Genomic DNA, 22,885 nt, shown 5'->3' on the forward strand with positions numbered 1-22,885 from the left:
TTTGGCCATGAGCTGGTTCATGAGAAAACGTCTCCGTGCCGTCTTTGGAGACTTTGTGTCTGAAGAGACCTTGGAGGCGCTCGGGCAGCGCGACCTATCCATCCCTCCACTCCAGCGCACGAGAGTGTGCCATGTGCTGCTTCAGGTTCGCGACGATACAGCCGAGACGATCCCGACCTATCGCTCCGATGCCATCGAGCTGATGCTGCGCGAGGGCGCGATCGTCGAGAGCGTTCTGTCCTCGTTCGTGTCGGCTGTCTTCATGTTGGAGACCAAGACGCCTTTGGATCCGATCAAGGCAACGCTGGATCGGCTCGGCCCGAACGTCCGCGCGGTGTATCACCTCGGTGACCATCTGCGTGGGGTGATCGCGTCGACCAGCCGCTTAGACTATGGCACCATCGTTCCGAACATGGGTGTGGCGCTGGAGATGCTGCTGCGCCTGGAGTTCGGTTCTGTCGAGCGGCTCGAGGATGAGGCGGGATCGGCGTAGCTCGAGCTCATCAGCAAATTCTGACAGGCTCAGACTGCCCGCCGGGCAAATCGTCTTGTCCTCGCAAAATCCTGTCCATCCCTTCGGATAAAAATAAATCGCTTGACGATTTCGCAAAATCAGCATTATGGTCCCGCTCGTTCCGTTGCGTCGGAGGGGACGTATCGCGGTCGTCATGGACGTCGGCAGCGGAATGCGATGGGCGGGTCGGGTCGCAGCGTGATTCAGTTCGCGCCGACGAACGATGCGGCCCGTACGGTCAAGTCGCGCGGTCCTGGCATCCCGAAGCTGGTGTCCCGCGTAACGCGCGCAAGCGCGTTGCGCGCACGGTGGCCAACAAGCCGGCGCACCGGGGAGAACGCGAAGCAGCCGTCAAAACCATCGCGCAGGGAGGGCCGGGTGTGTTCGGCCAGACCTGTGGTACCTGCCGCCTGCATTTTTTTCAGCAGGCGGGCCACGGGCGCGGCCAGCGCCCGGCCTTCCCTGCGCCCTTCATCTCGTGAGGGCGGCACGATGAGCAAAGCTCGGACGCAAAATGCGTCGCGAGATCGCGGAGCTGCATCTCCAGATGTCGGCAGACAATGTTGCCATGAAAGACACCGCGGGCGTCGTTGCGAGCGCAGCGAAGCAATCCAGTATCTCTCCGTTGAGGCACCCTGGATTGCTTCGTCGCTGCGCTCCTCGCAATGACGGCGTACGGGGCAAGCTGCCCACCCTCCCCTGGAGGGGGAGGGTCGCCTCACGACGAGCGAAGCGAGACGTGAGGCGGGGTGGGGTGATCTCTCCACTTGCACCAGAGCCTGCGGAGAGATCACCCCACCCCGCTCGCCCGCTTCGCGTGTGATCGACCCTCCCCCTCCAGGGGAGGGTGGGCCAAATCGAGTTCTAGCGCGAGAAGGATGAGGCGACGTTCGCAGACAACCGAGGTCAGTCGAACAGGCTCGACACCGATTCTTCCGCCGCCGTGCGGCCGATCGCCTCGGCGATCAGCGGCGCGATCGCCAGCGTGCGGATGTTGGGCGCGTTGCGGACCGCTTCGGTCGGCATGATGGAGTCGGTGATGACGAGCTCCTTCAGCCGCGACGAGGTGATGCGGGTCGCGGCACCGCCGGAGAGCACGCCATGCGTGATGTAGGCGTAGACGTCCTTGGCGCCGTATTTGAGCAGCGCATCCGCCGCGTTCACCAGGGTGCCGCCGGAATCGACGATGTCGTCGATCAGGATGCAGGTGTGCCCGGAGACGTCGCCGATCACGTTCATGACCTCGGACTCGCCGGGACGCTCGCGGCGCTTGTCGACGATGGCAAGCGGCGTGTTGATGCGCTTGGCCAGGCCTCGGGCGCGCGCCACGCCGCCGACGTCCGGCGAGACGACCATGAGGCTGGAGAGATCGAAGCGATCCTTGATGTCGCGCACCATCAGCGGCGAGGCAAAAAGGTTATCGGTGGGGATGTCGAAGAAACCCTGGATCTGGCCGGCATGCAGATCGAGCGTCATGACGCGGTCGACGCCCGCATGGGTGATCAGATTGGCGACGAGCTTGGCCGAGATCGGCGTGCGCGAGTTCGATTTGCGATCCTGCCGCGCATAGCCGAAATAGGGCACCACGGCGGTGATGCGGCGCGCGGAGGCGCGGCGCAGCGCATCGGTGATGATCAGGAGCTCCATCAGCAGGTCGTTCGCCGGATAGGACGTCGATTGAATGATGAAGACGTCGGAGCCGCGGACGTTCTCCTGGATCTCGACGAAGATCTCCATGTCGGCGAAGCGCCGGACCACCGCTTTCGTCAGCGGCAGCCCGAGCTCAGCGGCGATGCCGGCGGCGAGAGCCGGATTGGAGTTGCCGGCGACGAGTTTGATGGAGCCGTTCTTGGCCGACATCGTGAATTCTCCTCGCGTCTCGCTGGAGACCTTGTTCAGCATATCGGGCTATCCATGGAACCGGCAGTTTTGCACGGGCGAGGTGATATCAAGGACACTGCGCGCATGGCAACCCGCCGCAGGTGTTTTTCCCGGTCAAACAGGTGTTTTTCCCGGTCAAGAACGGCGCAAATTGCGCCTCTTTGCCTAATGGTCGGTGTAGCCGAGGGCCGCGACGCTGGTGCCGTCGGATCTGGGCGATGCGGGCTCGGCCGCGGCGACCGCGGGGCCGCGGGCGGCCGGCGCCGCCGGTGGCGCGCTGTCGGCCGGCGCGGTGCCGTTCAGCATGTTCGAAAGTCCGCTGAAGCCAGCCTGCGCGATTTTCCGAAGCACCATGTCGTCGACATTGTTCCACGGATCGCGGCCGCCGCGTCCGACCGGCTCTTCGCCCGACAGCCGCAGCGCGCGCTGCTGATTGCGATCGTAGACGTCGAACACCCAGGCGATCACGCCCTTGCCGCTGACGACCTGGGCGGAGAGATAGGTGCGGACACGATACGCTGCAGGGGCCTCGCGCGACACGATGGCGAGGCTGCGCAGCTTGGACTCGCTGTCGAGCACGCTGACCATGCGGTCGAAGATCTGCGGCGGCGGGCCGTCGATCTGCTCGAAGGCGATCGTGGCGCTATCGGATGCAGGCGCCATCGCATAGGCGTTGGACGGACCACCGCTGCTGGTCGCGCAGCCGCCGAGCGTTGCGGCCGACGTCATCAGCAAAACGGCAACGCAGGCGTGCTGCGCAGCGCGGCTGATCCGTCGAAGTGGTGTCGGCGCTCCCCTCATCGTCGGGAGCGATATCGTTAAAATCGATTAACGTCTAGGTCGCGGCTGCCACAGATCGGGACAGAGTGCACTCAGTTGTACAGAAAGGGTTAAGCAATCCACATGCGGCCACAATGGCGCCCAGCTTCAGCCTTCGAGCATGATGGCGTGGACGTGCCGGCCATAGTCCGGCTCGTTGCGATGGACCGAGCGGCGGTAACTGAAGAAGCGCTCGTCGACATAGGTGTCGAGGCCGAGATCGTCGATCAGCAGCACGCCGGCGTTTTCCAGCCGCATCCGGATGAAGCCGGCGAGGTCGAACATCGCGTGGCCGTCGCGAACCGACGGCAAGAAGAAGCGCGCGTGCTCGGCGTCGTCGTCGAGGAAGCGCGTGACGAACTCGGTGCCGACCTCGTAGCTCGGCTGGCGGATCAGGGGGCCGATCGCGGCAATGATCCGGCCGCGCTCTGCGCCGAGCTCCTCCATCGCCCGCAGCGTGGCTTCGAGCACGCCGTTGAGCGCACCTTTCCAGCCGGCATGGGCCGCGCCGATGATGCGCCTATGCGGGTCGACGAACAGGATCGGCCCGCAATCGGCCGTGGTAACGCCGATCGCGAGATTCGGCGTCGCGGTGACCAGCGCGTCGGCCTTCGGCCTGACGGGGCCGTCCCAGGGCCCGGTCGCAACCACGACGTCGGGCGAATGAATCTGGTGCAGGCTGAGGAACTGGTCGGGCGCGACGCCGAGATGGACGGCCATGCGGCGGCGGTTTTCGCGGACGTTCTCCGGCACGTCATTCGATCCAAGCCCGCCATTGAGCCCGGCATAGATGCCGTCGGAGACGCCGCCCTCGCGGGTGAAGAACGCGTGGCGCAGGCCAGGAATCGCGGACATCACATCCGATGATACCAGCATCATGCGCCTCCCGTCGTCTCGTTGGTGTGCTCGTCGCTGATTCCCGCCAGCACCGGAATGGCCGGATCGGAGATGCCGAGCACCTTGAACAGCGACCCCATTCCGCCGCGGCCGCCGCCGGTCAGGCGCTTCAGCCCGCTCGCGATGTCCTCCGAGACTTCCGGCGAGGCCTTCTGCATGAGGGTCAGCGCGCGGGTTTCGATGCCGAGCCGCTGCAGGAACTCGCCCTGCGTGACCGGGCCGTGAACGCGCGCGCCGACGGCTTCCGCGGCCCGCGCCAGCGCGTCGAAATCGACATGGGCGGTGATGTCGGCAAGCCCCGGTGTCTTGAGGGGATCAGCGAAGCTATGACGGGCGATGGCCTGGAAGGTGTCGCCGACGTCGCTGCGCACATGGCCGTAATCGATGATGACGGCGGCGCCGCGCTGGTCGCGGATGCGCCTGGCGATGGCCATCATCTCGGTGTTCGGCCGCCATTCGAAGATCGCGCCGGCCGGGGCGGCGCGCACCAGAGGCGGCAGCAGCAGCTCGAAGCCGGGCGTCGGATCGGCGGCCGCGCCGTAGACGAAGTTCTCCTCCTCGTCGAGCTCGACCACGCGCTCGTGCCAGCCGGTTTCGCGCTTCACCATCTGGTGAATCGGCAGCACGTCGAAATACTCGTTGGCGAAGATGACGCTGGGGCCCTCCGGCACCTCGTCGAAGCTCTCGTGCCAGGTAACGTTGCGCAGGCCGGTCAGCGTCGCCTTCTGCTTTTCACGCAGCACCGGATTGACCTCGACCATGTGAACCGAGATCGTCTGGTACAGCGGCGGCAGCACGCGCAGCGCCCGCAGCGCATCCGACATCATGGTGCCGCGGCCGGGCCCGAGCTCGATCAGCCGGAACTGCTGCGGCGAGCCGGCCGCCTTCCAGATCGAGGCCGCCCACAGCCCGAGCAGCTCGCCGAACATCTGGCTCACTTCGGGGGCGGTGGTGAAGTCGCCCTCGCGTCCGAGCGGATCGCGCGAGATGTAGTAGCCGTGCTCCGGATGCATCAGGCACAGCTCCATGTAGCGCCAGACCGGCATCGGGCCGGACGCCTTGATCAGCCGCTTGATCTCGGTGTGGAGCGGAGACGTCTCGATCACGGATTGGCCTGCAGCGACGGAGTGGCTTGACGACTCTCGGGCCTGCGCAGCGCCCGTGCCACCAGGATGGCGCCGACGATCAGCATCGGCACCGACAGCAGCATGCCCATGGTCAGGCCGCGCCAGAGGAAGCCGAGTTGCTCGTCCGGCTCGCGGAACAGCTCGCTGACGATGCGCGCCGTGCCATAGAGGCCGATGAAGCTGCCGAGGATCATGCCGGGCCGCCTCAGCGCGCCGAGCCGGATCATGATCGCCAGGACGATGAACAGCAGGATGCCTTCGAGGCCGGCTTCGTAGAGTTGGCTCGGATGGCGCGGCAGGTGGGTCGGATCGCGCGGGAAGATCATCGCCCAGGGCAGGCTGGGATCGGCCGTGCGGCCCCACAACTCGCTGTTGATGAAATTGGCGATGCGGCCAAGCAGCAGCCCGATCGGAGCGACGGCGGTGGTGAGGTCGCCGAGCGACAGGATCGGCAGGCCGTTGCGGCGGCTGAACCAGATCACGGCGATGACGCAGCCCATGAAGCCGCCATGGAACGACATGCCGCCCTTCCACAGCTGGAAGATCTCCAGCGGATGGTCGATGAAGAACGGCAGATTGTAGAACAGCACGTAGCCGGTGCGGCCGCCGAGAATGATGCCGATCGTGACCCAGAGAATGAAATCGTCGAGCTGTGGCAGCGAGATCGGCGCCGGGCCTCCCCACAGCCGGTCCTTCTTCAGCAGCGAGCGAGCGTAGAGCCAGCCGAGCACGATGCCGCAGATATAGGCCAGCGCGTACCAGCGGATCGCGAACGGGCCGATGGCGATCGCAACCGGATCGAACACGGGGAAGTCGATGAGGAGAGGCGTCATTCACTGGCTTTCGTGGACACGGCGTCCCGCTTCTGGAAGCCCCCGGGCGATGCGGGCTTCGAACGGGCCCCGCCACATGAACAGGCGCGGCGCGATGTGATCTCAGGGCTGCTCATACCAGCGCCGCGGGCCGGCGCAACAAGTACGATGACAAGGAAACCAAGGCATGACAAGACGGGCCCATCTTGCGGGCGGCGACAGGGATCGCCATTCTGTCTTCCACAATCGTGCTCGTCGCGGGACGCGGAGTTTCTCACATGACCCAGACCAACAACCGGTTTTTCGACGAACTCGGCCGCCTGATGAACGATGCCGCCGGTGCCGCCCAAGGCATGAAGCGGGAGGTCGATTCCGTCATCCGCAACCAGGCGGAAAAGATCCTGAACGACCTGGACATCGTGAAGCGCGAGGAGTTCGAGGCGGTCAAGGACATGGCCCGGCTCGCCCGCGAGGAGAACGAGGCGCTGAAGGCCCGGATCGCGGCGCTGGAAGCCAAGCTGGGCGGCGCGGCCGGCACGCCGCCGGGTGCCGGCCGCGCGGACGGCTGACGCCGCGGCCGGGTCGCCCTGGGACGGGAAGGGCAGGCGGCCCCTTCATTTCCTTGTCATTTCCCAGGTTTGCCGCTAGAACGCCGCCACGTCCGCGGCCCCCGCACCCCTGGAGGCTTGCCGAAGGACGTCCAGCAACGGGCCGCATTGCGGCCTTTAACTTTTTAAAACAAGGACTTAACACGATGGCGACCGTCAGAGAACTGAAGGCGACCGCCCGTCCGTCAGTCGGCAAGGGGGCCGCACGGGCAGAGCGTCGCGCCGGGAGAGTGCCCGGAGTGATTTATGGAGACAACCAGCCCCCGCTGCCGATCTCGGTGGAAGACCGCGAGCTGCGCCAGCGCATCCTTGCGGGCCGGTTTCTGACCACGATCTTCGACGTCACCCTCGACGGCAAGAAGCACCGGGTGATCCCGCGCGACTTCCATCTCGATCCGGTCAAGGACTTCCCGATCCACGTCGACTTCATGCGGCTCGGCCAGGGCGCGACCATCCGCGTCAGCGTGCCCTTGCATGTGGTGGGTTCGGAAGCCGCGCCGGGCGTCAAGCGCGGCGGCACGGTCAACATCGTGACCCACACGCTCGACCTCGAGTGCCTGGCGGAGAACATCCCGCAGTTCATCGAGGCCGATGTCAGCGCGCTCGAGATCAACCACTCGCTGCACATCTCCGACGTCAAGCTGCCGACCGGCGTGAAGACGCTGTCGCGCGACGACGCCACCCTCGTGACCATCGTGCCGCCGTCCGGCTATGGCGAGGAGCAGAAGGCTGCTGCTGGCGCCGCCGCGGCTCCCGCTGCTGCTGCTCCGGCTGCCGCGGCGAAGGCCCCTGCTGCCGCGGCCAAGGCGCCGGCTGGCGGCGACAAGAAGAAGTAAGCCGTTCCGCTTGCGGGAAGCACGGGCGGGTCCCGTGCTTCCCGAAGCGACGGCGGGTGCGGATGCCGCGTCATGCTGCTGTTTGTCGGCCTCGGCAATCCCGGCGCGAAATATGCGCGCAACCGGCACAATATCGGCTTCATGGCCGTGGACGAGATTTCGCGGCGTCACCGCTTTTCGCCGTGGCGCCGCAGGTTTCAGGGCGAGACCTCGGAAGGCACGCTGGACTCCGAGCGCGTCATCCTGTTGAAGCCCTCGACCTATATGAACGAATCCGGCCGCGCCGTGCAGGAGGCGACCAGCTTCTTCAAGCTCGGCGTCGGCGACGTCACGGTGTTTCAGGACGAGCTGGAATTGCCGCCGGGCAAGCTGCGCGTGAAGGTCGGCGGCGGCATTGCCGGCCATAACGGGCTGCGCTCGATCTCGGCGCATCTCGGCAACGACTATCGCCGCGTCCGGCTCGGCATCGGCCATCCCGGCGTCAAGGAATTGGTGCACGGCCACGTGCTGTCGGACTTCGCCAAATCCGACATGCCCTGGGTCGAGGCGCTGTGCGAGGCGGTCGCCGACAATGCAGGTTTGTTGACGGGCCGGCGCGATTCCACCTTCGCCAACAAGGTGCATCTGGCGCTGCAGGCCAAAGGTTTTCTGGACAAGGGCGACGCTGGCGCCGTGTGAGGCGCTTCGGGCCGTCGTCTAAAAGGATGCGGGACGGGTCATGGGATTCAAATGCGGAATCGTCGGGTTGCCCAATGTCGGCAAGTCGACGCTGTTCAACGCGCTGACGGAGACGGCGGCGGCGCAGGCCGCGAACTATCCGTTCTGCACCATCGAGCCGAATGTCGGCGAGGTCGCCGTGCCCGATCCGCGGCTGGAGAAGCTCGCGGCCATCGCCAAGTCGGGACAGATCATCCCGACGCGGCTGACCTTCGTCGACATTGCCGGCCTGGTGCGCGGCGCCTCCAAGGGTGAAGGCCTCGGCAACCAGTTTCTCGCCAACATCCGCGAGGTCGACGCGATCGCGCATGTTGTGCGCTGCTTCGAGGATTCCGACATCACCCATGTCGAGGGCAAGATCGCGCCGCTCGCCGATATCGAGACCATCGAGACCGAGCTGATGCTGGCCGATCTCGACAGCCTCGAGAAGCGGGTCGACAACCTGTCCAAGAAGGCCAAGGGTGGCGACAAGGATGCCAAGGAGCAGTACGAGCTCGTCACCCGTGCTCTGGTGCTGCTGCGCGACGGCAAACCGGCGCGGCTGTTGGAGCGCAAGCCTGAGGAGGAGCGCGCCTTCGGCATGCTCGGCCTGCTGACATCCAAGCCCGTGCTCTATGTCTGCAATGTCGAGGAAAGCTCTGCCAAGGACGGCAATAGTTTCTCCCAGGCGGTGTTCGCGCGGGCCAAGGAGGAGGGCGCGGTCGCCGTCGTGATCTCAGCCAAGATCGAGTCTGAGATCGCGACGCTGTCGCGCGAGGAGCGCGTCGACTTCCTGGAGACCTTGGGGCTCGAAGAGGCTGGCCTCGATCGGCTCATCCGCGCCGGCTATCAGCTGCTCGACCTGATCACCTATTTTACCGTAGGTCCGAAAGAGGCGCGGGCCTGGACCATTCACCGCGGCACCAAGGCGCCGGCGGCGGCCGGCGTCATCCACACCGATTTCGAGAAGGGCTTCATCCGCGCCGAGACTATCGCCTTTGCCGACTACGTCGCGCTTGGCGGCGAGGCGGGCGCGCGCGAGGGCGGCAAGCTGCGGCTCGAAGGCAAGGAGTATGTCGTCGCCGACGGCGACGTGATGCACTTCCGCTTCAACAACTGAGAGCCTGTGGGGCGGCTACATCCGCCCCTGCTCGCGGATCGCGCCGAGGTGCTCGTTGATACGGAAGACGATCAGCACGAACTCGGCGATGATGCGCGAGAACACCATGCCGACGATGATTCCGGCGAGCGAGGACAACAGCATCAGGAAACCGCCGAATGGGCTGATCGCCATTTCGGAGAGGCCCGTGAAAATGCCGCGAATTCCCGACAGGATGATCAGCGCAATCACGAGCCAATAGAACGTCTTGATGATGGTGGGCGTGATGAAGCGGTCCCACTGGAACAAATCGCGAAATTCCAACATCCTGATCCCCCGGCCACGTCCGAATCGAAGTCGAATCCGTCTTTAAGTCCTGCTCGACTCTCGCGCCAGACGACATGCGCGGCGGCCGAGTTGGTCCCAGTGTGTGGCGCCTTCTGGCACTCTCGTGCGACTGGACCGGGCGTCAGCCATGCGAGCGGCCCGGTTGTGATTGCTGCAAAGTGCGGCCACAATCGGGCTTCTTTCAGCCATTCCCAGCCTCATGACCCTCACCTTCGAAGATTTTCCGCAAGGCCCGTTCGGCAGCTTTGGCCCGCGACACGTCACCCGCGACGAGATCATCGCCTTCGCCTCTGAGTTTGATCCGCAGCCGATGCATTTGGACGAAGAAGCCGCCTCGCAGTCGATGCTCAGGGGCCTGTCCGGCTCGGGCTGGCACCTCTGCTCGCTGATGATGCGCATGATGTTCGACGGCTTCATCGGTCGCACCGCCTCGCTCGGTTCACCGGGCGTCAACGAGGTCCGGTGGCTCTCGCCCCTGCGTCCCGACGATGAGCTGATGCTCGATGTGGAGGTTCTGGAGGCGCGGGTGTCGCGGAGCCGTCCGTCGACCGGGATCGTCACCTTCAAATGCAGCGTGCGCAACAAGGCAGGCATGAGGCTTTGCGAGATGGTCTCGCCGATCATCGTCGAGCGCCGTGAGAGCCGCGGGCAGGTGGGCTGATGCGCTTTTTCGAAGATCTTCAGGTCGGCCAGCGCCGAGAGCTCGGCTCCTACACGTTCACAGCCGAAGAGATTAAGCGCTTTGCCGTTCAATTCGATCCGCAACGCTTTCACCTCGACGAGGAAGAGGGCCGCCGATCGCTGTTCGGCGGGCTCGCGGCATCGGGATGGCACATCGGCTCCGTCTGCATGAAGCTGATCGTCGCGGATAATCAGCGCCTCCTGGAGATCGCGCGCTCGCGCGGCGAGCCGATCGTCCTCGGAGGTCCTTCTCCCGGTTTTCGGGATCTGCGCTGGTACAAGCCGGTGCTTGCGGGTGATACGATCAGCTTTTCCAGTGAGATTGATTCGCTTCGCGCGTCGGCGTCGCGCCCGGAGTGGGGCATCCTGCAGGCGCGCAATACCGGCATCAATCAGCACGGCGATCTGGTGTTCTCGGTGCTGGCATCGGCCTTTGTCCCTCGACGGAACGAGGGTTGAGGCGAAAAGGTCACGCTTCGTAGGATTGTCGGCGCGGAACGAACTTCGCGCTAACGCATTCTGAACTCCGACTCTATAAGACAGCCAATCAGGGATCAGGATGTGGGGGATGAGTATGGCAGATCGCGGTGGTCTGAAACTCCTCGGCTTTATCTTTGCCAGCGTGACGCTCGCGGTGATGCTCGCGACGGGAATGGTCGTGAAGGGCTATGCCGACGGCTCGTATTCGCTGGAGACGTCAGCGACGATCAACGAGTGACGGATTAACTACTCGTTAACCAGAACGGACCACGCAGTTCTGTTGTTTGTAGAGGCGGTCTAGCGGCTCCAGATGAGCACCATGACCGCCATCGCCACCACCAGCAAACCGACGAAGCGGACCATGATGGTCCCGATCCGCTGAGGCTCAGGCCTCAGAGGAATCGGATCGGTGTTTTCCGGCCGGATCGTTTCCATGAAAGTGACACCCTCTTGACGCAACCTGCCCGCCACGAGATGGGCGGGAGTTGGTCGCGGGAGGGCCGGGTCACGTTCAAGGGCGAGGCGCTGCAAAGACGAAAACCGCCGCGCGATGGCTCGCACGGCGGTCCTCTTCAAGGTCCGGAAAGAATGCTCAGCTGCTGCGCAGGCCGTCGGCGGCGCGCTTCCACTGCGTCACGTTCTCGGCGATCGCCCGGGTCGACTTCATCGCCGCCTGGCTGAGCTGCGCATAGCTCGCGATCTCGCGCTGCACCCGCTGGCCCTCGGCGTGCAGCAGCTCGCGCAGGCTCTCGAGCTCCCCGATCAGGTTCTCGATCTCCGACAGGGAGGTGCCGGCGACGCGCTGGATCAGCGTGGTGACGCTGTTCACTGCTGCATCGGCATCGATCGAGGCCTCGGCCGTGGCGGCCGCATTGGGACGGCGCAGATAGGCGATATCATTACGGACGAAATCACGAATGCCGGCCTCGACTTCGGAGACCGCCGCCAGATCCGTATCCAGCTCGGCTTCAGTTCCATCGATCTTGTCCGGACGAATGACATTCATCGGCTATTTCCTCATTTCGCGTTCAAGCGAGCGCGGTGTCCCCGCACGACGAACTTCTCAAAGCCTATCAGTGCGGCCAAATTGGGCCGCACCGCGGCGAAGCTGCGGCGATGGTTCGACCATTCGTGGCGGGCTGCCGCAATGGTGAACGTCACCAGCTCCGCTTGAAGCCGGCTGAAATGCTCTTGCTGGTGCCGCCCTGCGCGGTCTCGCTGACCGAGCCGGATACGCTGAGACCATCCGACAGCTTCTGCTCGGCACCGAGCTTGCGCAGCCATTTGTCGTCGCTGGACGACAAGGTCTGGCCGGCGGTGACGCTGGTGCCGGTGTCGCCGATCGAGAGCCTGGCGGATTGCTCGGTGTCGAAGCTGCGGCTGGTCTTCGGCGCCGCGCCGGGAATCGGCACCATGCCCTGCTGGGTGACGTTGTAGCCGTTCTGCAGGGTCAGATTGTAGTGATCGATCGGCACCGCCTTGGTGATGGTGGTGCCCAGCCGGCTTTGATCCGAGCCGGGGTCGACGCGGGCCTCGATGGCGGTCTTGTCCCAGATCGAGCCGGCGCCAGGCGCGGTGACGGCCGCCCAGGCCGAGCCGCCGGATTGCGGAGCATTGCCGCCGTTCTCGGCCTTCTCCGCCAGCAATTCCGACATCGTGGTCGGCTGCCGGGCGACCGTCATGTCGGCGCCGACGCGGGCGTCCCAGAACGACGACACCGACTGCTTGACCGACACGCCCGAGGCGAGGCTGCCCTTGTTCTGGTTCGACCAGTCGAGCGCGGCGGCTTTCTCTGCGGCGGCCTTGCGCCTCGCCGCGGCGGCGGCTTCGGGACGGTCGAGGAAGGTGGTGTCGTCGATCGCGAGCTGGCTCCAGTCGAGCTTTCCGACGTCGATGTCCTTCATCGGGTCGGCCGCTGCGGCCTGGTCCTCGGACTTGTCATCGTCCTCCGGCTCCGGCGCGATCTGCTGCCAGGGCACGATCTGCAGCGGTTGCGGCGCCTGCATCAGCGTCTGGGCCTGCGCGGCCGACGCAAGGAGGCCGAAGCCGGCCGTAAAAACCGCCAGCGCGCAACCATACGATGTCATGAGAGCAACCCCCGCCGCCCGAACCTGTGTGCCGGAATATGGTGGAATCTTGGCGCAAAATTATGGCTGCGCCAGTCACGATCTGTTGGGTTGTCGGTGAGTGCGACCACAATCCAACCCGCGGGGCGGCGGGCTCAGGCGAAGCTGCCGATGCGCGGCAGGTCGATGGAGCGGCCGAGCGTCTGCTCGACCAGATCGAACGTATCGATCAGGATCCGCAGCCGGGCGAGCTTTCCGGCGCGGAATTGCATGAATTGCGCGAGCCGCGCGGTGATCGGCTTGTCGGAATCCTGCGCCGTCATCGCGCAGCGGACCATCGTCGCCGCGCTGGTCTCGTCCAGCATCAAGGTCTCGCGCTCCAGCCGCCGGATGCTCACATTGTCCGCGATCTGCCTGACGGCGTCGAGCACCGCCGCGCGGCCGTGCCGCGCGCCGAGGAAGGGAAACATGTCGATCGGGCCGTAGATGGCCCAGTCGATGTCGTCGTCGAGAAGCTCGGCGAAATCGTCGAAACGGCGGTCGTTGATCGCGCCATGCAATGCGCGCGACAGACGCCAGAGGCTGTGCTCCGTCATCGGCTCGGGATCCTGAACTGGCTTGCGAGGGGGCGCGCCGGCCCGAAGGCGACGCCGCAATGGACGTCACGCCGGGGCGCCGAATCTATCTCTCTTACGCCTCACATAAATCAACCACCTGCGCGCGCAACGGTTCTTTTTGCATCGCACAAATGCACGCCAGTGCCGGCAGCGGGGCGCCAGGACCCCCGTCAACGCCCTTCGTGCTGCATCCGCTGCTGCGCGATCGCGACCTCGTGGTCGCGGAAGGCGGCCATGCCGAACAGGGTGGCGCCGGCGAGACCGCCGATCAGGGCGCCGAGGGGCATGAAGGTGAAGAACACCAGCATGCCCGCATAGCCTTCGAATTCGCTGGTGTTGAACAGCTCGATCCAGGCCAGTCCAAGCCCTACTCCGATCGTCGCGCCGCCGACGACGCCCATCACCAGTCCGGCCATCGCCAGGAATGCTATTCTCATGTCACCGATGCCCCGTATACCACCGCTGATGGGGTGCGGAGCCCGGGCCACAGGTTCAAGGCAACGGCGCCGCCGGTGGTGACGTTTCCGTGATCGGCCGGTCAGGGCTGGCCTCCGCAACCGCCGTGCCGGGCCTCAGGGCCGGGCGGCGCCCGCGATCAGCAGCCGGCTGAGATCGCATTCGAGCACCTGCTGCACCAGGTCGTAGGTGTCCATGATCTCGCGGATGCGGGCGACGCGGCCGTCGCGCAGCGTGTAGAAGGCCGCGAGGTCGTATTGCACGATGCGGTCGTTGTCGCGCTTGCGCAGGAAGATGCGCAGATCCACGGCGACCTGGTCGCCTTCGCAGATCATGGTCTTGATCTCGTGCCGGACCTCGGCATAGCGGCTGCGTGCCGTCTCCCACATCTGCCGCACCTCGGCCTTGCCCCGGCGGCCGCCGAGATGGGGGAAGATGTCGATCGGCGCCGAGGCGAAGTGCTCGAGATCGTCGGTGCAATGCGCCAGCACGCTGTCGAAATCGCCGGCGGCATGGGCTTCGAGCAGCTTGCGCACGCGCTGCTTGTTGATGTGCTCGATCATCCTGTCTCCACTGACGGGAACGCCCGCGTCGGCGATGGCGTTCTGGAGATGCCGGCCCGCGGCCGTCAACCACTTGTGTGACCGTCTGCCGGCGCAATGCGCCGGTACGGTGAACGGAAGCTTGGCGCGGGATCGCGTCACGATCATGTCTCGGGCCATCTCTCATCCCATGGGTCATCCCCGCGCGCGAAAGGTTCGCGCAAGGCGTCATGTCGGTTGCGAGGCGGGAACCGCTCCGCCGCGTCGCCGTTACCCCGCACCATTCTTGCGGAGCTCGATCACGAAGATGTCGATCACGAAGACCATGCTTGCCGCCTCCGTCGCAGCGCTGGCGCTGCTGTCGACGCAGGCCGCCGAAGCCAAGGGGTGCATCAAGGGCGCCATCGTCGGCGGCGTGGCCGGCCACTATGCCGGTCATCACGGCGTGCTCGGCGCGGCCGCCGGCTGCCTCTATGGCCGTCACCGTGCCAAGGAGCAGGAGCGTCAGCAGCAGCGGGGCCAGATCAACGGGCAGGGCCGGACGTAGTTGATCCGCGCGTCCATCGTGCTTGGCATGCCTTCACCTCAAGCTGGCGGCGATGGCCCGGCGTGACCGGGCGTTCGGTCCGTGCCGCAGGTGCCGGCTACAAGGGAGCGCCGCTTGTTCGCGTCGTGGCTTTTTCCGTTACGCCAGCGAGGGTGATGCGCATTGGCCTCAACAAACCCTGTTGTCGTCCCGGCGAACGCCGGGACCCATACCCCCAGGGAGCGGTTTGAGGCACGCTTGCTATTGGCTTCTTGTCCCTCACGACCGCCGCTGCGTATGGATCCCAGGTCGCCGCGCCGCGCTGTCGCGTCGCAGCCTGCCCGCGACGGCAGTGGAGAGAACAACGGATTTACGATTCAAACAGCTAAGGATTGCTCCGGGACATGACGGCGCGGTCTCGCGGCATGTGATGCCCGAGTGATGCGATCCGCGTAGCCCTCGTGAGTGCAGAGGGCGCAGGGAATGCCGGGTGAAGGCCTCACCCATGGCCCGCCTGCGAAAAAAAATGCAGGCGGCAGGTACCACAGGCAAAGCCGATTCAACCGGCATTCCCTGCGCGACGGTCTTCACGCTTATACGCAGTCTCCCTGGTGCGCCGGGCTTGTTGGCCACCATCCCTAGCGCCATGCGCTCGCATTGCGCCAGGTTGATACCAGCATCGGGGTATCAGGACGCTGCGACTTCACGTCCGCAAGCTGCCGTTCGTCCGCGCATCCGAAGATGCGCTGCGGCTTCGTCGCGGCCATCGCATTCCCACCTCGCGTGTCGTGACGATCGCGCGCAACGCCCCTCTGCGGTGAGGCGGGATGCGGGGGAGATAATCATGAATTCCGATAAAGCGCAAGAAGTTTATTTTTTTCGGAAGATGCGCGCTTCATCTCTCGCGTTGTCTGGCGGGCCGTCTGATGGATTTCGTGAAGGGCACCCCTAATTTGGGTCCGACGCCGCGAGAAATTCTTCCGCTTTGGCTCGGCTCGAGAACCGCCCGAGCTCTTCATAGGACGGCTCGTCCTCGGCGTCATCAGCCGATCGCAGGACGACAAAGCAATCCTCATTGCTCAAAATCAGCTCTGTCAGGTCCTCGCTCCGGGACGGAGACATGTCGCGGGCGCCGCAATGAGGACACTCGTCGTCGCACATGCACGACCATTCATCGGTCCAGGCCTGCGCGCAACGTTCACAACGATAGAAGTTCAAGAACCAGGCCATTGCCGGACCTCACGTCTTCAAACGATAGCGGCCGCGCGATACGAACTCCAGGAATCCCTGATCGCGCAGGAACTGGAGCTGCTGGCGGATTTTCGGTCGGACGTTCTGGTTGCCGGGATAGAGCAGGCTGAGATGGCGGTCGAAAGCGTAGACATCGTCGAGCGTGAATTCCGCTTTGCCGAGCGACTCGACGCATTTCAAGACCTCGATCAGCCATCCGCGTGAATCCAAGGATTCCTTGCGGAGGAAGAGCGTCCGGCTCCACTCCTGCAGCACGACCTCCTTCGCGCGGACGACGCGATTCTGGACGATGTGAATCTTGCCCGACTCGGGAACGCGATCGAGAAGAATGTTCGAGCCGACCCACCCGGCGCGGCGCGCGGTCGCCGCGAGCGGCTTGCGCTGCTCGATGATGTCGCGGACAAAGAAATGCTTCGGCACGACGAAGAGGTTGATGACCGACCGGGTGTCACGGTCATAGTTCATCAGCAGGAGATTGGGATTGTTGCTGGCGGCCAGCCGCTCGCACTTCGTCCCATAGGCGCCGTCGGCGACCTTGGCGCCGAATACCTTCTTCTGGCTCTTCAGCTCGAACTCTTCGCTGCAGCTCGTACAGAAGAAGTCGGCCAGCGGGCTGTTGTTGGGAAACTGCGCCATGTTCGATCGGCCGCAGTTCGGACAATAGGCTTGCGCGCCGACCCAAGCTTCGGTCCAGGCCCGCGCCTTCTGCGTGCCGCTGGTGTAGGCAGTCTGAGGTTCTTCAAAACCGAGTTTCATGTGAGCAGAGTAGCTCAACATGATATGTTTTCCAGTCGAGATCGCGGGCCGGACGTCATTGCGAGCGAAGCGAAGCATCCAGATCAGGCCAAGTGCATAGACTCGATTGCTTCGTCGCTGTCGCTCCTCGCAATGAGGCGGCGAGAAGGTTTACACCTCACCGCTTCTTCCACCCGCCGCGCTTTCCCGGCGCGCCGCCGGTCGAGCGGGGGCAGGACCGAATTCGGGGCCTGAGTCGCGCGAGTTGGTCGGCTGGATGATACGGACCGGAAAGATTTTTCCGGCAGGGGGCGGTAGGGCAGCGACTCCTCGCCGTGCATTTGGTCCAGATGCAGCCTGTCGACTTGGCCGACGCTCGATCGAGCGCTTAGCCGGTGACGTGGAGCTGCAATCCCGCCTGCTTCTGCAGATAAGCGATCACGCTTAAGAGGTTCTTGGCCTGAGGATTGCCTTGCGGGCCGAACATGCGGATCAGGCTCTTGGGCGGTGTATCGATCGCCTCACCGAGCTTTTCGAATCCGACGGTCGCCTTGATGTAGTCGCGAAGAATGGTTTTCCCCGTTTCCATGTCGCCGCTGAGCATCGCGTCGACGCCTTCGCGAAGAAGCGCCGCCGCGAATCTCGTGTCCGCCTTCGCCTGCCGATGAAGCAGCTTGTCGAAACGCTTCGTCTTCATGGTCATCGCTTTTCCCCACGGACGACGCTCACCGCTTCTTCCACCCACCCCGTTTGCCAGGCTGCCCGCCGGTAGAGCGCGGGGCGGGGCCGAATTCGGGGCCGGACTCGCGCGAGTTGGTCGGCTGGATGATGCGGCTGGTGCTACCGAACGGTTTTTCGGGCAGCTTGGGGTTGGGGCGGTAGGGCAGGGACTCCGGGCCGTGCATCTCGTCGAGATGCGGCTTGTGGACTTTGGAGGCGGTGCTTGCGCCATGGGCGCCGCGACTCGTGGGCCCCCCTCCCTGGCCCTCCCCCACGAGGGGGGAGGGAACGGAGGGACCGCCCGCGCGGCTTGACGCACCGCCGCCGCGTGCTGCCGAGCCGCGGCCCTTCAGGGCCGTGGTCGGGAGGTTGGCGGCGTCGCCGTACTTCTTGGCGCCGGCGTAGGCGCCGGCCTTGCCCTGCACGGTGCGCTGCTTGGCGGTGGGGTCGTCGACGACGGCAAGCTCGGTGGCGCGGAGGCGCTTGACCTCGTCGCGGAGGCGGGCGGCTTCCTCGAAGTTCAAATCGGCGGCGGCTTCGCGCATGCGGGTTTCGAGATCGGCCAGCACCGCCTCGAAATTGTGGCCGATCGAGATGACGTCGTCGGTGGTGGTGCCGCCGCCGGTCTCGATCAGCACGTGGTCGCGCTCGTAGACCGAGTTGAGGATGTCGCCGATCGACTTCTTGACGCTCTCCGGCGTGATGCCGTGGGCCGTGTTGTACTCGACCTGCTTCTCGCGGCGGCGGTTGGTCTCGGCGATGGCGCGCTCCATCGAGCCGGTCATCTGATCGGCGTAGAGGATCACCTTGCCGTCGACGTTGCGCGCGGCGCGGCCGATGGTCTGGATCAGCGAGGTCTCGCTGCGCAGGAAACCTTCCTTGTCGGCGTCGAGGATGGCGACCAGCGCGCATTCGGGAATGTCGAGGCCCTCGCGCAGCAGGTTGATGCCGACCAGCGCGTCGAACGCGCCGAGGCGCAAGTCCCGGATGATCTCGATGCGCTCGATGGTGTCGATGTCCGAATGCATGTAGCGGACGCGGATGCCCTGCTCGTGCAGATATTCGGTGAGATCCTCGGCCATGCGCTTGGTCAGCACCGTGATCAGCGAGCGATAGCCCGCCTGCGCGGTGGCGCGGACCTCGCCGAGGAGATCGTCGACCTGGGTGCGGGCGGGGCGGATGTTGACCGGCGGATCGATCAGGCCGGTCGGGCGGATGACCTGCTCGACGAACACGCCGCCGGCCTCGTTCAGCTCCCAGCCGCCGGGGGTCGCCGACACCGCGACCGTCTGCGGCCGCATCATGTCCCACTCCTCGAAGCGCAGCGGGCGGTTGTCCATGCAGGAGGGCAGGCGGAAGCCGTATTCGGCCAGGGTCGCCTTGCGGCGGAAGTCGCCGCGGAACATGCCGCCGATCTGCGGCACCGTGACGTGGCTCTCGTCGGCGAACACCAGCGCATTGTCGGGGACGTATTCGAACAGCGTCGGCGGCGGCTCGCCGGGCAGCCGGCCGGTGAGATAGCGCGAGTAGTTCTCGATGCCGGCGCAACTGCCGGTCGCCTCCATCATCTCGATGTCGAAGGTGGTGCGCTGCTCCAGCCGCTGCGCCTCGAGCAGGCGGCCCTGCGCGTGCAACTGGTCGAGCCGGATCTTCAGCTCTGACTTGATCGACTTCATCGCCTGCACGAGGGTCGGGCGCGGCGTCACATAGTGCGAGTTGGCGTAGACCTTGATGAACTCCAGCTCGTCCTGCTTGTGGCCGGTGAGCGGATCGAACTCCTCGATATTCTCCACGGTGTCGCCGAACAGGTTCACGCGCCAGGCGCGGTCCTCATAGTGCGCCGGGAAGATGTCGATGACGTCGCCGCGCACGCGAAAGGTGCCGCGGGTGAAGTCGTGCTGGGTGCGCTTGTATTGCAAAGCGACGAGGTCGGCGATCAGCTGGCGCTGGTCGATGCGCTCACCCTTCTTCAGCGCGAAGGTCATCGCGGTGTAGGTCTCGACCGAGCCGATACCGTAGATGCAGGACACTGAGGCGACGATGATGACGTCGTCGCGCTCGAGCAGCGCGCGCGTCGCCGCGTGGCGCATGCGGTCGATCTGCTCGTTGATCGAGGAATCCTTCTCGATATAGGTGTCGGTGCGCGGGACGTAGGCCTCGGGCTGGTAGTAGTCGTAGTACGAGACGAAGTACTCGACCGCGTTGTCGGGGAAGAAGCTCTTGAACTCGCCATAAAGCTGCGCGGCGAGCGTCTTGTTCGGCGCCAGGATGATGGCCGGGCGCTGCGTCGCCTCGATCACCTTCGCCATGGTGTAGGTCTTGCCGGAGCCGGTGACGCCGAGCAGCACCTGTGTGCGGTCGTTGCGTGCGATGCCCTCGACCAGCTCCTTGATCGCCTGCGGCTGGTCGCCCTTCGGCTCATAGGCCGACTTGATCTCGAAGCGCACGCCGCCTTCGGACTTCTCCGGGCGGGGCGGGCGGTGCGGCGTCCAGATCTGCGTCGAGCCGTCATCGCGGCGGAATTCGGGGCGGCCGTCGCGGATCAGCGCCTCCAGCGCTTCGGCCGTGGCCTTGACGCCGAGCGCCTCCATCTTGCTGCGCGGCGGCCGGGCGAGCGCCTCGTCGTCGTCCTCGGCGGTCGGCAGGCCGAGTTGCCGCGCCAACTCGGGATCGAGCGTCGGAATGGTGGCGGCGGTGCCGTAATTGGCCTGCGGAGCTTCGGCGAGGCCTGACTCGCCAGCGTTGTCAAAGGGCGCGTCCGCATGCGCTGCGGCGCTCCCTCCCCCCTTGTGGGGGAGGGGTGGGGAGGGGGGTACTCCGGCACGAGCTGTGTCTGAGTCGTCGGCCAACGCGGGAGGGGACTCAGGTCGCGCCGCCACGCTCTCCTCCTCTCCCCCTTGCGGGGAGGAGGCGGGGGTGGATTCACGGGCAGTGTTGCTTGGGGCACCCCCCTCCCCAGCCCTCCCCCACAAGGGGGGAGGGAGCGCAGCGTCCTGCTGGGCTGAAGCTTGTGACGTGTCACGGACGGACGAACGCCCTCCCACCGGCTGCGGATTCGGCCGCAGCGGGATCGGGCGATCGGACGTGTCGCGGGCCGCAACCTCGGCGCTCTTGCCCTTGGTCGACGCCCGCGCGCGATGCGCGGCGGCCTCGCCGCCGCTGCGGCGGTCCCAGGAATTGTCCGGCGGCGGCTTCAGTCCCGTTGAGGAACCGATGCCGCTCTCGCCGCGGTTGATGGCGGGATTGAGCAGCTCGGCGAGCGCGGGCGCGATCGGCTGCACGTCGGGCCGGTGCGCTTTCGATTTCGGAGTTCGGCCAGGCTTCTTGGGGGTGTCGGGGGTCTTCGCCATGGCCCGAATATGGGACGGATGACGCCGACTTGAAAGAGTGATCGGGCGCCGCGCAGCGGCCTTGCTGACAGCATGGTGGCAGCAGGACGGCCCGAGATGCGCCTGCACGCGGAAGGCCACACGAGATCAGCGAGCGACTCGCGAGCCGTGGCGCGCGCGATGGCGCTCCAGCGACCCCTCGCTGCGGTTCAATGCCGGGTCGGCTGCTCGACGATGTCGAGATGCACGCCGTGGCAGGCGACGCATTGCAGGGCCCAGTACTCGGAACCGCCGCGGCCGTTGATGACGCTCAGGACGCTCAGCTCGGCATCGCAGTCCGGGCATCGCGTACGCACCGAATAAGCGAGGTGTTTGACGGCAGGCTCAGCCATGAATTGCAGTCCGCATTACGAATACACTCGGCATTTCGAATTGGCGTTTGGATTGTTGGCTTGGAACCGTCTGGCCGCGCGGATGGACTCTCGGGGACTTCACTCTCGAAGATTGTTCCACGTCGCGCTATCCGTCTTTTCCCGGGGGGCGGTCGATATCCTCCGTTGCATGCTCGAAGCGACGGCCTATCAGTTGGCCGTCGTCAGTCCCACCGCTTGCGGAAGCGGTCGATGTGGCTCTTGGCATCGGCGATCGCCATGTCTGCATCGGACCAGGCAAAGCCGACTTCGAGAGACGGGAACGAAACACCATTGATCACCACCGGGGTCATGTCCGCGCGGCGGATCCGCGCGTGCCACAAGCCGCGTCCTGCTTCGAACGGCTCGATGGCGAAGTCTTCGTACAAGTACGTCATTGCGCAGTCCTGGATGTTCCAAACTGCAACAACAGCATGAGTTTGTCCGGGCATTTGTGAACAGGTTCACACGTCAGCGTCTTTTTTGATCGCGTCCCTCCGCTGAGAATTCCGGGTCGCGGGTTGCGACGCTGCGCGCATGATCCAGCGCCGGAACGCGGCGAAATCACGTTGGCCGGCCTGGAAGTGGCGGTAGACAAGATACCAGCGCTCGCCTTTTGGGACGGTCAGTGCGAACGGTGCAACCAGCCGTCCCGCCGCGAGGTCATCGTCGATATAGGGACGGATGCCCATCGCGACGCCGAGCCCGTCGATCGCGGCCTGCAGCGCATGCCCGTAATACTGGAACTCGGTGCCGCGCGCGCTGACGCGGGTGACGCCCGCGGCCTTCAGCCACAGCGCCCAGTCCTCGGCGGCATGCGACACCCGTAGCAGGCTCGGGCCCTTGAGGTCGGCCGGTTTCTTCAAGGTCGCGGCCAGCCGCGGCGTGCACACCGGCACGAGATCGGCGGCGAACAGCGGCTCGGCGACGAGACCCGGCCAGGCGCCGTGGCCGAGCTTGATGCCGCAGCTCCAATCGTCGCCGAACGGCACCGCCGCCCCGCCGGTGGTGATGCGGACCTCGATGTCCGGCTGCTCGGTGCTGAAATCGGCGAGCCGCGGGATCAGCCATTTCATCGCGAAGGTCGGACCGACACCGAGCGTCAGCACGCGCATCGACGACGGCGCCATGATCTGCGCGGTCAGGCTCGACAGCGCATCGAAGATCGGCGTCAGCCCGCTCTGATAGGCGCGCCCCGGCGCGGTCAGCGCCAGGCGGTTGGCCTTGCGCTCGAACAGCACCACGCCGAGCCGCTGCTCGAGCAGGTTGACCATGCGGCTGATCGCGGCCGCGGAGACGTTGAGCTCGCTGCCGGCCGCGGCGAAGCTGCCGGTGCGCGCCGCCGCCTCGAATGCCTTGATGCCGTTGAGGAACAGCAGCCGTCTCATCGAGCCCTCAGGAAAACTGATGGAGGGCAAGATAACTCGGTTTGTGC

30 protein-coding genes and 1 pseudogene are annotated in these 22,885 nt (G+C 65.3%); 9 read left to right on the forward strand and 22 right to left on the reverse strand.

Translation table 11 applies throughout. The annotated features are described in order from the left end of the window. Nucleotides 1-19: 19 nt before the first annotated feature. Nucleotides 20-493 (forward strand): hypothetical protein, encoded by a 474-nt coding sequence (locus tag QX051_RS25465; protein WP_315778018.1) that lies wholly within the window; start codon nt 20-22, stop codon nt 491-493. Nucleotides 494-717: 224 nt separating this feature from the next. Here the strand turns inward: QX051_RS25465 and QX051_RS25470 are convergent, their stop codons facing one another. From QX051_RS25470 to lgt, 6 genes are all read right to left on the reverse strand, one after another. Next, nucleotides 718-951, reverse strand: a complete 234-nt coding sequence (locus QX051_RS25470; protein WP_315778019.1) for a hypothetical protein — start codon at nt 949-951, stop codon at nt 718-720. Nucleotides 952-1,420: 469 nt separating this feature from the next. After that, the gene (locus QX051_RS25475; protein ID WP_315735662.1) at nt 1,421-2,374 is read right to left on the reverse strand and encodes a ribose-phosphate pyrophosphokinase; all 954 of its coding nucleotides are present in this window, start codon (nt 2,372-2,374) and stop codon (nt 1,421-1,423) included. Between the two features lie 186 nt (nt 2,375-2,560). After that, nucleotides 2,561-3,124, reverse strand: coding sequence for a hypothetical protein (locus QX051_RS25480; RefSeq protein ID WP_315733982.1), 564 nt, complete (start codon nt 3,122-3,124; stop codon nt 2,561-2,563). Between the two features lie 198 nt (nt 3,125-3,322). After that, the gene (gene pgeF / locus QX051_RS25485; protein ID WP_409998140.1) at nt 3,323-4,069 is read right to left on the reverse strand and encodes a peptidoglycan editing factor PgeF; all 747 of its coding nucleotides are present in this window, start codon (nt 4,067-4,069) and stop codon (nt 3,323-3,325) included. A 20-nt stretch (nt 4,070-4,089) separates the two neighbouring features. Next, nucleotides 4,090-5,217, reverse strand: a complete 1,128-nt coding sequence (locus QX051_RS25490; protein ID WP_315778022.1) for a class I SAM-dependent methyltransferase — start codon at nt 5,215-5,217, stop codon at nt 4,090-4,092. Next, nucleotides 5,214-6,071 (reverse strand): prolipoprotein diacylglyceryl transferase, encoded by an 858-nt coding sequence (gene lgt / locus QX051_RS25495; RefSeq protein ID WP_315778023.1) that lies wholly within the window; start codon nt 6,069-6,071, stop codon nt 5,214-5,216. Before lgt ends, QX051_RS25490 begins: the two co-directional genes overlap by 4 nt. A gap of 257 nt (nt 6,072-6,328) precedes the next feature. Between lgt and QX051_RS25500 the strand changes: the two genes are divergently transcribed. From QX051_RS25500 to ychF, 4 genes are all read left to right on the forward strand, one after another. Further along, nucleotides 6,329-6,619: an accessory factor UbiK family protein gene (locus tag QX051_RS25500; RefSeq protein WP_315757361.1), complete on the forward strand. Its 291-nt coding sequence runs from the start codon at nt 6,329-6,331 to the stop codon at nt 6,617-6,619. A 185-nt stretch (nt 6,620-6,804) separates the two neighbouring features. Next, nucleotides 6,805-7,494 carry a 50S ribosomal protein L25/general stress protein Ctc gene (locus tag QX051_RS25505; RefSeq protein WP_315733977.1) on the forward strand — a complete coding sequence of 230 codons (690 nt, stop codon included), beginning with the start codon at nt 6,805-6,807 and terminating at the stop codon, nt 7,492-7,494. Between the two features lie 72 nt (nt 7,495-7,566). Next, a complete protein-coding gene (pth, locus tag QX051_RS25510) occupies nt 7,567-8,172 on the forward strand; it encodes an aminoacyl-tRNA hydrolase (RefSeq protein ID WP_315778026.1) in 606 nt (201 codons plus the stop codon). A 40-nt stretch (nt 8,173-8,212) separates the two neighbouring features. Next, on the forward strand, nt 8,213-9,310 hold the full coding sequence (ychF, locus tag QX051_RS25515; protein WP_315778028.1) for a redox-regulated ATPase YchF: 1,098 nt from the start codon (nt 8,213-8,215) through the stop codon (nt 9,308-9,310). Between the two features lie 15 nt (nt 9,311-9,325). On the opposite strand, the gene QX051_RS25520 is transcribed toward ychF, so the two are convergent. Then, the gene (locus QX051_RS25520) at nt 9,326-9,616 is read right to left on the reverse strand and encodes a DUF4282 domain-containing protein (RefSeq protein WP_315714083.1); all 291 of its coding nucleotides are present in this window, start codon (nt 9,614-9,616) and stop codon (nt 9,326-9,328) included. A 220-nt stretch (nt 9,617-9,836) separates the two neighbouring features. On the opposite strand from QX051_RS25520, the gene QX051_RS25525 reads away from it, so the two are divergent. The 3 genes from QX051_RS25525 to QX051_RS25535 all read left to right on the forward strand — a co-directional run bounded on the left by QX051_RS25525 (nt 9,837) and on the right by QX051_RS25535 (nt 11,036). Further along, nucleotides 9,837-10,298 (forward strand): MaoC family dehydratase, encoded by a 462-nt coding sequence (locus QX051_RS25525; protein WP_315757358.1) that lies wholly within the window; start codon nt 9,837-9,839, stop codon nt 10,296-10,298. Continuing rightward, on the forward strand, nt 10,298-10,777 hold the full coding sequence (locus tag QX051_RS25530) for a MaoC family dehydratase (protein ID WP_315778029.1): 480 nt from the start codon (nt 10,298-10,300) through the stop codon (nt 10,775-10,777). Before QX051_RS25525 ends, QX051_RS25530 begins: the two co-directional genes overlap by 1 nt. 109 nt (nt 10,778-10,886) lie before the next feature. After that, nucleotides 10,887-11,036, forward strand: coding sequence for a hypothetical protein (locus QX051_RS25535; protein ID WP_315714401.1), 150 nt, complete (start codon nt 10,887-10,889; stop codon nt 11,034-11,036). Nucleotides 11,037-11,095: 59 nt separating this feature from the next. On the opposite strand, the gene QX051_RS25540 is transcribed toward QX051_RS25535, so the two are convergent. From QX051_RS25540 to QX051_RS25565, 6 genes are all read right to left on the reverse strand, one after another. Then, nucleotides 11,096-11,359 (reverse strand): hypothetical protein, encoded by a 264-nt coding sequence (locus QX051_RS25540; protein WP_315778030.1) that lies wholly within the window; start codon nt 11,357-11,359, stop codon nt 11,096-11,098. Nucleotides 11,360-11,390: 31 nt separating this feature from the next. Further along, nucleotides 11,391-11,804, reverse strand: a complete 414-nt coding sequence (locus QX051_RS25545) for a hypothetical protein (RefSeq protein WP_315714086.1) — start codon at nt 11,802-11,804, stop codon at nt 11,391-11,393. Between the two features lie 151 nt (nt 11,805-11,955). Beyond that, entirely contained in the window at nt 11,956-12,885 is a 930-nt protein-coding gene (locus tag QX051_RS25550; protein WP_315778031.1) for a hypothetical protein, read from the reverse strand. Between the two features lie 134 nt (nt 12,886-13,019). Continuing rightward, a complete protein-coding gene (locus tag QX051_RS25555; RefSeq protein WP_315733968.1) occupies nt 13,020-13,460 on the reverse strand; it encodes a nuclear transport factor 2 family protein in 441 nt (146 codons plus the stop codon). 191 nt (nt 13,461-13,651) lie between these two features. Then, nucleotides 13,652-13,918 carry a hypothetical protein gene (locus QX051_RS25560; protein ID WP_315714089.1) on the reverse strand — a complete coding sequence of 89 codons (267 nt, stop codon included), beginning with the start codon at nt 13,916-13,918 and terminating at the stop codon, nt 13,652-13,654. Between the two features lie 135 nt (nt 13,919-14,053). Further along, nucleotides 14,054-14,500: a nuclear transport factor 2 family protein gene (locus tag QX051_RS25565; protein ID WP_315733967.1), complete on the reverse strand. Its 447-nt coding sequence runs from the start codon at nt 14,498-14,500 to the stop codon at nt 14,054-14,056. Between the two features lie 304 nt (nt 14,501-14,804). Between QX051_RS25565 and QX051_RS25570 the strand changes: the two genes are divergently transcribed. Further along, entirely contained in the window at nt 14,805-15,026 is a 222-nt protein-coding gene (locus QX051_RS25570; RefSeq protein ID WP_315778118.1) for a hypothetical protein, read from the forward strand. Nucleotides 15,027-15,643: 617 nt separating this feature from the next. Here QX051_RS25570 and QX051_RS25575 read toward each other — a convergent pair. From QX051_RS25575 to QX051_RS25610, 9 genes and pseudogenes are all read right to left on the reverse strand, one after another. Continuing rightward, nucleotides 15,644-15,772, reverse strand: coding sequence for a hypothetical protein (locus QX051_RS25575; RefSeq protein ID WP_315778032.1), 129 nt, complete (start codon nt 15,770-15,772; stop codon nt 15,644-15,646). A gap of 181 nt (nt 15,773-15,953) precedes the next feature. Then, nucleotides 15,954-16,235 carry a hypothetical protein gene (locus QX051_RS25580; protein WP_315778033.1) on the reverse strand — a complete coding sequence of 94 codons (282 nt, stop codon included), beginning with the start codon at nt 16,233-16,235 and terminating at the stop codon, nt 15,954-15,956. A gap of 9 nt (nt 16,236-16,244) precedes the next feature. Continuing rightward, entirely contained in the window at nt 16,245-17,033 is a 789-nt protein-coding gene (locus QX051_RS25585) for a DpnI domain-containing protein (protein WP_315778034.1), read from the reverse strand. A 136-nt stretch (nt 17,034-17,169) separates the two neighbouring features. Beyond that, nucleotides 17,170-17,350, reverse strand: a pseudogene (locus tag QX051_RS29510) (hypothetical protein); the annotation flags it as partial. A 29-nt stretch (nt 17,351-17,379) separates the two neighbouring features. Beyond that, nucleotides 17,380-17,736: a transcriptional regulator gene (locus tag QX051_RS25590; RefSeq protein WP_315778035.1), complete on the reverse strand. Its 357-nt coding sequence runs from the start codon at nt 17,734-17,736 to the stop codon at nt 17,380-17,382. Further along, a complete protein-coding gene (gene uvrB, locus QX051_RS25595) occupies nt 17,717-21,061 on the reverse strand; it encodes an excinuclease ABC subunit UvrB (RefSeq protein ID WP_315778036.1) in 3,345 nt (1,114 codons plus the stop codon). The genes QX051_RS25590 and uvrB overlap by 20 nt, the downstream gene beginning before the upstream one ends. 188 nt (nt 21,062-21,249) lie before the next feature. Next, complete coding sequence (locus QX051_RS25600) at nt 21,250-21,432, reverse strand: hypothetical protein (protein ID WP_315733962.1); 183 nt, start codon at nt 21,430-21,432, stop codon at nt 21,250-21,252. A 203-nt stretch (nt 21,433-21,635) separates the two neighbouring features. Then, on the reverse strand, nt 21,636-21,848 hold the full coding sequence (locus QX051_RS25605) for a hypothetical protein (protein WP_315733961.1): 213 nt from the start codon (nt 21,846-21,848) through the stop codon (nt 21,636-21,638). Nucleotides 21,849-21,914: 66 nt separating this feature from the next. After that, nucleotides 21,915-22,838, reverse strand: a complete 924-nt coding sequence (locus QX051_RS25610) for a LysR substrate-binding domain-containing protein (protein WP_315778037.1) — start codon at nt 22,836-22,838, stop codon at nt 21,915-21,917. Nucleotides 22,839-22,885: the final 47 nt, after the last annotated feature.

The sequence above is a fragment of the Bradyrhizobium sp. SZCCHNR1053 genome (assembly GCF_032381235.1).
In the GTDB taxonomy this organism is placed as follows: domain Bacteria; phylum Pseudomonadota; class Alphaproteobacteria; order Rhizobiales; family Xanthobacteraceae; genus Bradyrhizobium.